This is a genomic window from Muriicola sp. (genome assembly GCF_049669965.1).
Classification (GTDB): Bacteria; Bacteroidota; Bacteroidia; order Flavobacteriales; family Flavobacteriaceae; genus Muriicola.
In genome coordinates this window covers 1-13,224 of sequence record NZ_JBATLB010000125.1, presented here as the reverse complement: position 1 = coordinate 13,224, position 13,224 = coordinate 1, and the positions used below count along the sequence as shown (strand labels likewise).

At 41.8% G+C, this 13,224-nt stretch carries 12 protein-coding genes; 9 read left to right on the top strand and 3 right to left on the bottom strand.

Annotated elements, in window-relative coordinates; all coding sequences use genetic code 11:
- Positions 1 to 585 (top strand): tRNA pseudouridine synthase A (locus WBM49_RS06925; RefSeq protein ID WP_424371329.1); only part of this gene is annotated, 585 nt, incomplete at its 5' end.
- On the top strand, positions 578 to 2,344 hold the full coding sequence (locus WBM49_RS06920; RefSeq protein ID WP_424371328.1) for an ABC transporter ATP-binding protein: 1,767 nt from the start codon (positions 578 to 580) through the stop codon (positions 2,342 to 2,344). The genes WBM49_RS06925 and WBM49_RS06920, both read left to right, overlap by 8 nt.
- 18 nt (positions 2,345 to 2,362) lie before the next feature.
- Here the strand turns inward: WBM49_RS06920 and WBM49_RS06915 are convergent, their stop codons facing one another.
- The 3 genes from WBM49_RS06915 to folP are packed head-to-tail and all read right to left on the bottom strand — an operon-like array spanning position 2,363 to position 4,809.
- Positions 2,363 to 3,145 (bottom strand): DUF3667 domain-containing protein, encoded by a 783-nt coding sequence (locus WBM49_RS06915; RefSeq protein ID WP_424371327.1) that lies wholly within the window; start codon positions 3,143 to 3,145, stop codon positions 2,363 to 2,365.
- Position 3,146: 1 nt separating this feature from the next.
- Positions 3,147 to 3,932: a diadenylate cyclase gene (locus WBM49_RS06910; RefSeq protein ID WP_424371326.1), complete on the bottom strand. Its 786-nt coding sequence runs from the start codon at positions 3,930 to 3,932 to the stop codon at positions 3,147 to 3,149.
- Positions 3,933 to 3,975: 43 nt separating this feature from the next.
- A complete protein-coding gene (folP, locus tag WBM49_RS06905) occupies positions 3,976 to 4,809 on the bottom strand; it encodes a dihydropteroate synthase (RefSeq protein ID WP_424371330.1) in 834 nt (277 codons plus the stop codon).
- A 109-nt stretch (positions 4,810 to 4,918) separates the two neighbouring features.
- Here folP and WBM49_RS06900 point away from each other — a divergent pair, with 109 nt between their 5' ends.
- The 7 genes from WBM49_RS06900 to WBM49_RS06870 form a co-directional block, all read left to right on the top strand.
- Entirely contained in the window at positions 4,919 to 5,464 is a 546-nt protein-coding gene (locus tag WBM49_RS06900; protein ID WP_424371325.1) for a DUF1599 domain-containing protein, read from the top strand.
- A gap of 17 nt (positions 5,465 to 5,481) precedes the next feature.
- Positions 5,482 to 6,582 carry a BT_3928 family protein gene (locus WBM49_RS06895; RefSeq protein ID WP_424371324.1) on the top strand — a complete coding sequence of 367 codons (1,101 nt, stop codon included), beginning with the start codon at positions 5,482 to 5,484 and terminating at the stop codon, positions 6,580 to 6,582.
- 17 nt (positions 6,583 to 6,599) lie between these two features.
- On the top strand, positions 6,600 to 7,349 hold the full coding sequence (gene tpiA / locus WBM49_RS06890) for a triose-phosphate isomerase (RefSeq protein WP_424371323.1): 750 nt from the start codon (positions 6,600 to 6,602) through the stop codon (positions 7,347 to 7,349).
- Between the two features lie 5 nt (positions 7,350 to 7,354).
- Positions 7,355 to 8,191, top strand: a complete 837-nt coding sequence (prmA, locus tag WBM49_RS06885) for a 50S ribosomal protein L11 methyltransferase (protein ID WP_424371322.1) — start codon at positions 7,355 to 7,357, stop codon at positions 8,189 to 8,191.
- 111 nt (positions 8,192 to 8,302) lie between these two features.
- The gene (locus WBM49_RS06880) at positions 8,303 to 8,578 is read left to right on the top strand and encodes an ATP-dependent Clp protease adaptor ClpS (RefSeq protein ID WP_424371321.1); all 276 of its coding nucleotides are present in this window, start codon (positions 8,303 to 8,305) and stop codon (positions 8,576 to 8,578) included.
- A gap of 71 nt (positions 8,579 to 8,649) precedes the next feature.
- Positions 8,650 to 11,457, top strand: coding sequence for a triple tyrosine motif-containing protein (locus WBM49_RS06875; RefSeq protein ID WP_424371320.1), 2,808 nt, complete (start codon positions 8,650 to 8,652; stop codon positions 11,455 to 11,457).
- A 361-nt stretch (positions 11,458 to 11,818) separates the two neighbouring features.
- Positions 11,819 to 13,224, top strand: a 1,406-nt coding sequence (locus tag WBM49_RS06870; protein ID WP_424371319.1) for a glycoside hydrolase family 2 TIM barrel-domain containing protein, incomplete at its 3' end; no start/stop codon positions are given.

Sequence of the window (13,224 nt, the reverse complement as noted above, 5' to 3'; positions counted from 1 at the left end):
AGGCAACTCTATGCACATTTCGATATAGATCAACCCTTGGACACAGAAGCACAGGTACAACGCCTGAATGCCTTTCTCCCGGCAGACATTGCCATACATGCCATCTTTCAGGTAGATGACCAGGCTCATGCCCGTTTTGATGCTTTGGAACGCACCTATGAGTATTGGGTAGTACAAAACAAAGATCCTTTTTTTAGTGATTGGGCCCATTATATTCATCTTCCTCTGAACCTTGAGGCTATGAACAAAGCGGCTAACTTTCTGCTAGATCACACTAATTTTGAATGTTTTTCCAGGTCCAACACGGATGTAAAGACCTATATATGTCATTTAAAAAACGCAACCTGGAAAGAAGATCAGGGTAAACTTGTATTTACCATCACCGCAGATCGTTTCCTGCGAAATATGGTAAGGGCCATTGTAGGAACTCTTTTAGATGTTGGCCTGGGGAAGGTCCCCCCCGAGAATGTTAATAGTATTATAAAAAGCAGGGACAGGGGGGAAGCCGGAGCATCCGTGCCGGCAAAAGGATTATATTTGACGAAGATTACATACCCTAAGACCCTTTTTGATTTTAATGGATAAAGAGACAGGCAAAGCATTTGATTATAAGTTATTTAAGAGGTTAATTGCCCAGACAAGGCCCTACCGACTTACCTTTTACGGGGTGGCACTGGCTGCTATTTTTCTCACCTGTTTCGCCGTTTTAACGCCCTATATTTTAAGGAACATCATAGATGATGCCATCAATCAAAAGGATATGGACGCCTTATTTTGGCTGTCTATAGCCATGTTGGGAGTACTGGTGGGGCAGGTGTTATTTCAATTGCTATTTAATTACTACGCCAATTTGCTGGGCGAATCTGTTATAAAAGACATACGCATCCTGCTTTTTAAAAGGATGATGGGCTTTAGGATGAAGTATTTTGACAACTCATCCATTGGGGTCCTGGTAACGCGGGCCGTTGCTGATATGCAGCGCATAGGTGAGATCTTTAGCCAGGGCTTTTTTATGATCGTTTCCGATCTACTGAAAATGTTTGCCGCGGCCAGTATGATGCTCTATATGAACTGGAAGTTGTCTTTACTTGTTTTTGCCATCCTTCCAATAATCTTATATGCCACCCGCTTGTTTCAAAAAGCCATGAAAGTAGCTTTTATTGAGGTTAGGGCTCAGGTCTCTAATTTGAATTCCTTTGTTCAGGAACGACTTACCGGAATGAAGATCGTGCAACTATTTACCCGCGAAAAAATAGAAAGTGAAAAATTCAGGGGCATCAATGAAAAACACCAGAATGCCTGGTTGAAAACGGTTTGGTACAACTCTTTCTTTTTTCCGATAGCAGAAATTGTGACCTCCATCGCCGTAGGACTGGTAGTTTGGTATGGTGGCCTGCAAAATATTGCCAATATCAATGTAGACATTGCCGGGACTATTTTTGCCTTTATCTTATATATTGAGATGCTTTTCAGGCCTTTAAGACAAATTGCAGACAAGTTTAACACCTTGCAAATGGGTATGGTGGCAGCCAACCGGGTTTTTAAAATTCTGGACACAGACAGTAAGATAGAGGACAAGGGGACTTTTGAGAAAGCGCAGGTAAGTGGTCATATCCAATTTTCGGATGTGCGTTTTGGCTATCTGGAAGATGAAGAGGTACTGCATGGGATTTCTTTTGAAGTACAGGCAGGTGAGACGGTAGCTATCGTTGGGGCCACCGGGGCTGGAAAATCGACCATCATTAATCTGCTCAACAGATTTTATGAGATCAACTCCGGGAACATTAAAGTAGATGGGGTGGAGATCAAAGACTATACCCTGTCTTCGCTTCGGAAGAATATCGCTATTGTCTTACAGGATGTCTTCCTTTTTGCAGATACCATTGCCAATAATATTACCCTTAAGGATGCTGACATCTCCATAGCTACCATTGAAGATGCCGCCAAACGGATCGGGGTGCACGAATTTATTAATTCCCTGCCAGGGGGGTATACCTACAATGTAAAAGAACGGGGCACCATGCTCTCTAGCGGGCAGCGCCAACTCATTGCCTTTTTAAGGGCTTTTGTGACCAATCCAAGTATTCTGATCCTGGACGAAGCAACCTCTTCTGTAGATACCTATACCGAGAAGCTTATACAAAAGGCTACGGACAAGATTACCGAAGGGCGTACCTCCATCATCATTGCGCATCGCCTGGCCACCATCAAGAAAGCAGATAAGATCATAGTGATGGATGCCGGACAGATCGTAGAAACAGGCACCCACAAAGAACTCCTTAAAAAAGGAGGCTACTACAGTAACTTATACGAAGCACAATTCCTTGCCGAAGAGGTGGCCTAAGGATAATCCTAATTAAATTTATTTCGGAGGAGGAGCAAAGTCTTGCAATTCTATAGTTCCGGTAATGAACAAGACGATATAGAACCCAATGATGATCGCAAAATATCCGATGGCCGAGAGCATAAAAAAAACGAACGACCTAAGTATCATGGCTCCGGTTGGATAACGGTGAATACGCTGCATTACAAAGACACAATACAAAATCATTACAAAAAGTAACGGGAAGCTCAAGGAAACATAAAACTTAGGATCCCATAATAAGGTAATCAAGGATATGGGGAATATTACAATGCTCCATTGCGCCATGATGTAAATAAAAGTGATCACATATTCTGAAGGCAAATAATCTTTACGGTTAAATGTGAGATATCCGGCAAACGCAAAAACCGGGATATACAATACGAACATGATGGTGTTGTAATCAAAGATTGCTTCATAAATTTTGGCGGATAACTCTTCAGACATTTTAGCACTTCCGTATGCTTCAAAAATATCGGCCGTAAATACTTTTTGCATGATAAATATGAGCAGTCCGGATAGGGTAAGCGCAATTCCCAAATGGCTCATAGGATTGAGGTACTTTCTGCGAACCCCTTGAATATAGGCGTCTATGACCGTTTCCGGACGGATACACAATTGCACCACTGTTTTAATAAAAGTATTGTCCAGGTTAAAATACCGTTCCGTGATATCGTAAGTGATGTTTTTAAAACTTAGCCTATTCTGAACCACTTTGGCCCCACAGTTGGGACAATACTTAAAATCGGTTCTTTGGGGGGTTTGGCAATTCTTGCAATTCATCTTACTGAAGGTCTTTTTTGATCAAAGATTCTAGCTCGTGGAGGTCTTTATACATGGTAAACTCACCATTTTTGATGTAGGAGATAGTTCCTGTTTCTTCGCTGATCACCAGGGCCAGCGCATCTGTTTTTTCGGTGATCCCAATAGCGGCTCTGTGCCTCAGACCAAATCTAAGCGGAATATTGCGTTCCTGGGATAAGGGCAAAATAACTCTGGTGGCAATAATGCGGTTTCCTCTGATAATGGCCGCGCCATCGTGCAAAGGGCTGTTCTTAAAGAAGATACTCTCCAGAATGGGGAGGTTGAGTTCAATATTCATCCTATCTCCGGAAGATTTTATAAAGTCGAGCGAATTACTTCGTTCAATGACGAGAATGGCTCCCGTTCTGCTTTTCCCCATTTTTTCACAGGCTTCCAGGACCACAGGTACTTTCAGGTCAGGGATGATCCCATCCTGCTTTAAAAAACTAAAACGTTTGGCAAAAGAGCGTTTTGTAGCGAGATTGGTAGATCCTATCATGAGGAGAAACTTTCTGATTTCTTGCTGAAACACCACGATTAAAGCAATTAGTCCCACCTGCATAAAGCCCCCAACTACACTACTGATCATTTTCATTTCCAGTAATTGGGTGAGTTTCCAAAAGGCCCATACAAATACGATCCCTATAAAGATGTTTACAGCAGCCGTGCCGCGGACCAATTTGTAGATGTAATAGAGGAGTATGGCGACCAGAAGGATGTCTATCAGATCTGTAATTTTGAAATCCAGGAAATTTAGAAAGTCCAATCCGGTCGTTTTTGTAAAATTAGAAAAAATAGTCTACAATAAACTATTCTGTTTCTACGCTTATTTTTTTAAAGAGGGTCACACATTCTACTGCCTCCTTAACATCGTGAACCCTGAGGATGTTGGCACCTTTTTCCAGAGCGATCATATGAAGTGCCGTAGTGCCGTTTAGGGCCTCCTCCGGGGTTTTCCCCAATACCTTATAGATCATAGACTTTCTGCTTAGTCCTGCTAACAGGGGCAGTTCAAAGGTTTGAAGCAGGGAGAACTTTTGAAGTAGTTCATAGTTCTGGGCTATGTTCTTGGCAAATCCAAAACCCGGATCAATGATCAGATCATGTATTCCCAGAGCTCTGGCGGCGGCTATTTTCTCTGAGAAATAAGTACAGATATCTATCAACAGATCATTGTAGGTGTTGAGGTCTTTCATGGTTTGAGGGGTGCCTTGCATATGCATCATGATGTAGGGTACGCTGGCCTTGGCAACTGTTTCCATCATCCTGGGATCTAAGGCACCCGCCGAAATGTCATTGATGATGGCGGCCCCCTGCTCTATACAGTGCTGGGCCACTTCGCTCCTAAAACTATCTATACTTAATAGAATGTCTGGGAAATGTTGAAGGAGAAGTGTCACCACAGGCAGCATTCTTTTTAATTCCTCATCAACAGAAATATGGTCCGCCCCGGGACGGGAACTATAGGCCCCCACATCTATAAAGGTAGCCCCTTCGGTCAGCATTTTTTCGGTCTGAAGCAGAATGGCCTTTTCGTCCTTGTATTTCCCGCCGTCGTAAAAAGAATCTGGTGTTAAGTTTAAGACTCCCATTACTTTAGGGGAGTTCAGATCAATAAGGTTTCCTTTGCAATTTATCGTCATCATATTGTAACAGGCGTTATCTGCCAGAATTCATTTTGCCGATTTAGATTAAACTCCGACCTTTGGAGCCGAGAGTATTTCGTGCGAAATGTACGCAAATTAGAAGAATATGCAGCAAACTTCAGAGCAATACGATGCCATCATACAGCGGTGTAAGGAGTTGTTCGTAAAAAAAATGAAAGATTACGGGAGTGCCTGGAGAATCCTCAGACTGCCCTCCCTTACGGATCAGATCTTTATCAAGGCACAACGGATACGAAGTTTACAGGAAAATGAGGTGCGCAAAGTAGATGAAGACGAAAGATCGGAATTTATTGGGATCGTTAACTATTCTATAATGGCCCTTATTCAGCTAGAAAAGGGCGTAGCAGAACAACCAGATCTCAATGCAAAACAGGCTGCTGATCTCTACGAACATTACGCCCGTGTTACCAAGAGTCTGATGGAAGACAAGAATCATGATTACGGGGAAGCTTGGCGAGAGATGCGGGTAAGTTCTCTTACAGACCTCATCCTTCAAAAATTATTGAGAGTAAAACAGATCGAGGATAATAAAGGAGTAACGTTAGTAAGTGAAGGCATTGGTGCCAATTACCAGGACATCATAAATTATGCTGTTTTTGCGATGATCCACCTCGAAGAAGAAAAATCCTGACCCCAACCAATAAGCCTATGAAGCTCATCGTTACCATCTCAAGAATATTTGTCGGGATACTTTTTATTATCTCGGGCCTTATCAAGTTAAATGATCCGGTAGGATTTTCATTTAAGCTCGAAGAATATTTTAGTCCGGGGGTATTAGACCTTCCATTTTTTATGCCCTATGCCCTGGCGTTGGCAATATTCCTTGTAATTCTGGAAGTTGTGCTTGGTGTTTTACTGCTATTGGGAACCCAGCGTAAGATCACACTCTGGAGCCTCTTGGCTATGATCGTATTTTTTACCTTCCTGACCTTTTATTCGGCCTATTTTAACAAGGTGACCGACTGTGGTTGTTTTGGCGATGCGGTAAAACTTACTCCCTGGGAGTCTTTCACCAAGGATGTGGTATTGCTATTCTTTATTCTGATCCTTCTTTGGGGGAAGCAATATGTACAACCAATTTTTAAGCCCAGAACCTCCAGGATTTTGTTAGTGATCTCACTCATCCTTTGCGGGTTGTTTGTGAACAGTGTCATCAACCACTTGCCGTGGATAGATTTCAGGCCTTACAAGATTGGGGCAAGTATCCCGGATGGTATGAGCGTTCCCAATGATGCGCCAAAAGCCATATTTGAATACACCTGGACATTCGACAAGAATGGAACGAAGACCCCTGTTGTAACCTATGGGGAGTACCCCACAGTAGACGGTGAATTTATTGGGGTGGAGACCAAAGAGATTCAAAAAGGGTATGAACCCCCTATTCACGATTTTACCATTGAAAAAAATGGGGAAGATATGTCTCAGGAATTACTGCAAGAAGAAAATCTGGTGATGGTCATTGCCTATGATCTGGCCAAAAGTTATTTTGAGGTCTACCCGGATCTAAAAAAGGTGACGGATGAAGCGCTGAAGAATGGCTATAAGGTCATCGGAATGTCTGCCTCTAACGAGGAATGGAGCTCTAAGGTGGTTAACGAATTTAAGCTAGATTTCCCCTTTTATTTTACGGATGAGACCACTTTAAAAACCATTGTACGATCAAACCCGGGAGTGCTGGTGTTAAAAAAAGGCACTATCACTCAAAAAGTTCATTACAATGATCTTGACGAACTTACATTTAATAATTGACCTATAACAGAAGAGATATGAGAACTAAAATAGTTGCAGGAAACTGGAAGATGAATAAAAATAGCTCCGAAACAACGGAGCTTCTTAACCAACTGCAAAGCAAAATGCCAAAAACCTCTGCTGAGGTGATGGTGGCGCCTACCTTTGTGAATCTGGCCCAGGCGGTAACACAACTGGCAGCATCTTCTATTGAAGTAGTGGCCCAAAACATGCATTTTGCAGAAAACGGGGCCTATACGGGGGAAATTTCTGCCAATATGTTACAATCTGTGGGTATCAAAACGGTGATCCTTGGGCATTCTGAACGCAGGGCCTATTTTGGGGAAGACGATGCGCTTCTGGCAAAGAAAGTAGATGCGGCTCTAAAAGCCGGAATACGGATGATCTTTTGTTTTGGCGAGGAACTACAGGACAGGAAAAGCGGGAATCATTTTAAAGTGGTTGAGGCACAATTAAAAAACGGACTTTTCCATGTGGGGAAAGCACATTGGCAACATATCGTCCTTGCCTACGAACCAGTTTGGGCCATAGGTACCGGAGAAACTGCTTCCCCGGAACAGGCACAGGAAATGCACGCTTTTATAAGGAAGACCATAGCTACCGCCTACGATGAAACAACCGCTCAAATGGTGACCATCCTCTATGGGGGGAGTGTAAAGCCAGGTAATGCCAACGAGATCTTCTCAAAACCAGATGTAGATGGCGGACTCATAGGAGGAGCTTCGCTGGTAGCTGAGGATTTTGCCGCTATAGTAGCAGCAATTTAAGCGGCATGAGTCATTTTTATATAGAATGTAGTTTTGAAGTTTCGCCAAGAGTTCCAGGAGCAGAGATCCTTTTAGCACAATTAAGCGAATTTCCCTTCGAAAGTTTCGAAGAAACTGATGAGGGTCTGAATGCCTATATCCGCAAGGAGGATTGGCACAATGAACTTATAAAAGAGGTTGGAATCCTTCAGGACCCATCTTTTCAGATCACACAACAAATACGAGAAATTGCCCCTGAAAACTGGAATAAGAAATGGGAAACCCATTTCGAACCTATAGAGATAGGGTCGGAATGCCGGGTTAGGGCACCTTTTCACGAAAAGAAAGAAGTGGTGTACGATATTGTTATAGAACCAAAAATGAGTTTTGGTACAGGGCATCATGAAACTACTCATATGATGTTGCAATTTGTTTTGGAATTGGAATTAACAGGGAAGAAGGTATTAGATATGGGTTGTGGAACGGCAGTCCTCGCCATTTTAGCCGCTATGAAAGGGGCAACGCATGTAGATGGGATAGACATAGACTCCTGGAGCTATTTGAATGCCAAGGAGAATGTACTGCGCAACGAAGAAGGAGGTATCAATATTTATCAGGGCGACGTGGATGCAATTCCAGACGTAAAATATGACATCATCCTCGCCAATATTAACCGAAATATTTTACTGGCCGATGTGGGGCGCTATGCGGAGCATCTGGATACACGGGGAAAATTGCTGCTCAGCGGATTTTATATTGAGGACGAACCAATAATCACGGCTGCCTGCGAGAATGCCCTACTTTCATTGAAAAAAAAGACACAAAAAAATAACTGGATGGCCGCAATCTATTCTAAAATATAAGACGAACAGAAGGTTGGCCAACTTTTTAGAATAAAGTTGGGGTGATTTCACAAAAACAGCCTTAAAGCTTGTAAGTCAGAAAAATTAGTATATTAGTACAAATTCTTCGCTATGGGATCTAAAGAAAAATACTCGGAAGAACTGTTACTCGAAGAAGTGACGGTTAAACAACACGAAATTGTATTGTTCAATGATGACGTGAATACTTTTGATCATGTTATTGACACGCTGATCAGCGTATGCGACCATACCCCTGAACAAGCCGAGCAATGTTCGCTTATTGTGCATTACAATGGCAAGTGTACGGTCAAAACCGGGGAATACGTCGATTTAAAACCTCGCTGCAGCAAATTACTTCAAGCAGGCTTAAGTGCCGAGTTGGTCTGAGAAAACCACCCCTTTATTTTTTCCCTTATTGAAAAGAAGGGAATCAGAGCAACCGATAAAATCAATTCCTATTGAGGAACATTGTCTTAGTACTCGGATTTTTTTATTCTATTACTTGTTTTACACAAGGACTTCCTCCCATCCATAACTATGCCCCTGTTGAGTATAATGCCGAGAATCAAAACTGGGCCATAGCGCAAGCTTCAGATAAGCTACTCTACATTGCCAATAGTAAGGGCCTTCTCGAATACAATGGTGCCCAATGGAAATTATACCAGTCGCCTAATGAAAGTGTCATAAGATCTGTTAAGGTCGCAGGTGAAAGGATCTATACCGGCAGCTATATGGAGTTTGGATATTGGCAGAAAGACGATTTTGGGATACTTCACTACACCTCTCTGTCCAGGAATATCAGCGACCAATTTATACCAGATGAAGAATTCTGGAATATTTTGGAGGTAGATAATTACATGGTCTTTCAGTCGCTCAAACGAATCTATATCTATAATCTTAAAGATGCGTCTGTAAATATCATAGAATCAGAAACAACCTTGCCAAAAATATTTGACCTGGATCAGGGAATTTATTTTCAAAGGATAAATAAGGGGATCTATAAAATTGAGAATGGGAAGGATGTTTTGATCCTGGATGATGACATTGTAAAAGAAGATGAGGTTGTTGCTATTTTTCAACGGGAAGGCAACTTACTGCTGTTAACCCGTTACAATGGTATCTACAAGCAAGAAGGAAATTCCCTCGAAAAATGGAAGGCCAGCGCAAATACTTTATTGTTAACCGCCAGTGTCTACAGTGGACTTCAACTGAAGGACAATAGTTTTGCCATCGGAACTATTTCTGATGGCCTGCTTCTGTTCACTGAGAATGGAGATCTGATCTATCAGATAGATCAGATCAAAGGATTGCGGAACAACACCGTATTATCGATGTTTGAAGATATGGCGGGCAATCTGTGGCTAGGGTTGGATAATGGTATTAGTTATATCAACCTTACATCACCTTTTAAAGTATTTCGCGATAACAGGGGGGTTGCAGGCAGTGTTTATGCTTCTACTTTATTCAATAACATCCTTTATTTGGGAACCAACCAGGGCCTATTTTATAGGGAGTTAAAAAGTGAGGACAACTTTATCCTGATCGAAGGCACACAGGGGCAGGTATGGTCCTTGAAGACCATAGGAGGGAGCTTATTTTGTGGGCATCATAAGGGTACATTTCTCATTGAAGGCAATAGAGCCAAACAGATAGCCAATGTGGAAGGTACCTGGAAGATAGCAGAACTGGAGGGTACATCGGATCTGCTGCTGCAAGGAAACTATGACGGCCTGTATGTTTTAGAAAGAACAAATAATAGTTGGAAGCTGAGAAACAAAATAGCTGGTTTCGATATTTCGTCCCGATATTTTGAATTGCTAGGGGAAGAGGTCTTTGTAAATCATGAGTACAGGGGAATTTATAGATTTAGGCTAGACAAGGATTTTTCCAAAGCAGAAACGGTAAGCCTGGATACAACGCTGCAAGGCTCCAATTCTGGTCTAACCACCTACAAGGGGGCTCTTTTGTACGCCTTTAAAAAAGGGATCTATTCCTATGATAAAGTTTCTCAGCAATTTATAAAGGACAGTATCTTAAGTAAGGTGTATACAGAAGATGAATACGTTTCGGGTAAAATGATTGTTGATTCCGGGAACAAGTATCTATGGGTCTTTGGCAAGAATAATATTAATTTAATAACAGAAGGCACCCTCACACAAATTCCACTTGTTAAGTCGATACCATTGTCTGAAAACAATCGTAGCGGCGTTGTAGGGTATGAGAGTGTTTCCGAACTCGATAAAGAAGATGAATATTTAATAGGGACCAGTACCGGTTTTATCCGTATAGATCTTCTAAGTCTTCAGAAACCACTCTTTACAGTGTCTATAGGAAGTATTCGTAAAGCGGGAAAAAGCGAGCATAACCAGGCCTTCAACAATTTGAAACTTAGTACCCGTGGAGAATTGGAGAGTGACGAAAACAATCTGGAGATTCAATTTCATGCTTCGGAATACCGTAAATATTTAAAAACCAGCTATCAATATCAACTCATAGGGATCTATGATTCCTGGAGTGAATGGTCTGAACGGTCTGTGGTTAGTTTTGAAAATCTTCCCTCGGGCAACTACACCTTCCGTGTACGGGCAAAAGTAGGGGATGACCTTTCTACGAATATCGCTGTTTATCAATTTAACATAAACAGGCCATGGTATTTATCTGGTGGCTGGCTGGTGTTGTATGTGCTCGCCTTCTTACTTGGAATTATCGCGGTTCACAGAACCTATAGAAGATTTTACCACAAAAGGCAGCACACTCTCATTGAACAAAACAAACACGAAATAGCCCTTGCTAAAGCGCAGAATGAAAAGGATATCGTTAAAATTAAGAACGAGCAGCTTAAAGAAGAATTTAAAAGCAAGAGTAATGAATTGGCTGCCTCTACCCTTAGTATCATCAAAAAGAACGAACTATTGGTAAAGGTAAAAGAACAGTTAGTCGCGAGTGTTGCAGATAAAGAGACCATTAAGCCGATCATTGATGTTATTGAAAAAAGCCTCAAACAGAACGATGATTGGGAAATGTTTAAAGAGGCCTTTGACAATGCAGATAGGAAATTTTTAAAGAACCTGAAGAAAGCACACCCTAACCTGTCTCCCAATGACATAAAACTTTGTGCCTACCTCCGACTGAATTTATCTTCTAAGGAAATAGCCCCGTTGTTGAATATATCCGCAAGAAGTATAGAGATAAAGCGATACAGACTTCGTAAAAAAATGGACTTATCGCACGATGACAACCTTGTCAATTATATACTTACCCTTTAAATTCCTTAACATTTCCCAGTATTTACCTCAACAATACCTATACAAAGTTTTATTTTCTCCTATTTATAGGAATATTCTGCTACCTCCCACAACCTACTAAAATCAAGGATTAGGTATTAATTTCGCATTTATTAGCCCTCTAATTTAATATGTATACTTTTTGTAGGGGTAAATATTATGGATTTAATAATTTATTGGGATAAGTTTAACGGTTGCTAAAACGGGAGTCCTTATCGACACGTTCTAATGTTGTCGGTTATTTAGAATATGAAATAATAGGTCAGAGGATACTTTTAAAAGATTATTGCTCCACTTATTTTTTTCCCTGTTACGTAAAGATCAATTTAAACTAAACAACACTATGAAGAATTATCTACTGAGATCGCTACTATTTTTATGTACGTTGGGGGTGTATGCCCAGGCAGATCAGGTGTCGGTCGTACAAGATGCAGAAGGAATGAAATTGGTTGTCAACGGCAAGGATTTTATGATCAATGGGATGAATTGGGATTATATTCCAATTGGGAGAAATACGGTTGATGCAGAATTCTGGAAAAAGTCGGACGACGTTATCAAAGCCGGACTGGATACGGAGATGTCCCTCCTTAAGAATATGAATGTCAACGTTATTCGCCAGTACACGGGAGTGCCTGCACGGTGGATAAAGTATATCTATGAGAACTATGGCATCTATACTATGCTCAACCATTCGTTTGGGAGATACGGATTAACGCTAGATGGTGTCTGGACACCCATTACAGAATATTCGGATGCCCGCACTCAGGAATTTTTGATGTCTGAGGTTGAAAACCTGGCAAGGGACTACAAAAATACACCTGGTTTGTTATTGTATTTGTTGGGGAATGAAAATAATTATGGTCTTTTCTGGCAAGGAGCTGAAACGGAGGACTTCCCTGATGATGATCAGGAAAAGGCTTTTATTGGAGAAAAACGCGGCAGGCCTATGTACAAGCTGATGAACGAGGCCGCTAAATTAATGAAGTCTATGGATACTTCCCATCCTGTGGCCATTTGTAACGGAGATGTTTTGTTCATTGATATTATAGCGGAAGAATGTAAAGATATAGATATCTATGGCACTAATACGTATCGCGGGGTGTCATTCGGAGATATGTTTGAGGTGGTGAAAGAAAAACTGAACATGCCTCTGATGTTCACAGAGTTTGGGGCCGATGCTTTTAACGCCATTAAGAACGCGGAAGACCAGAAGGCCCAGGCCTACTATATGGTGGGTAACTGGAAAGAGATCTACGAAAATGCTGCCGGGTTGGGCAAAGCCGAAAACTCTATTGGTGGTTTTACCTTCCAATTCAGTGATGGCTGGTGGAAATACGGTTTTGATGACAGGGAAAATGCCGATGTGCACGATAACAATGCTTCCTGGTCCAACGGGGGATATGCTATAGACCTTCTTGCTGAAGGCGAAAATAATATGAATGAGGAGTGGTTCGGTATCTGTGCCAAAGGACAGACAGACGGCAGAGGGCTCTACGATCTGTATCCACGTGCCGCATACTATGCTTTAAAGGAGGCTCACCAATTAAATCCCTATGAAGAGGGTGTTACTCTTGATTTTGTTCAGAATCATTTCAGGAATATAGAGCTTATGGACGCGGTCCTGAAGGCGAGAGGCGATAAAGCCGCCTTGGTTGGTGAACAGAGCAATCTACTGAGAATAAGTAAGATGGAAGCCCGGTTTACTACTTTCAATACGGGAGGGAGCCTTATTACTACTCCAAGCAGAGG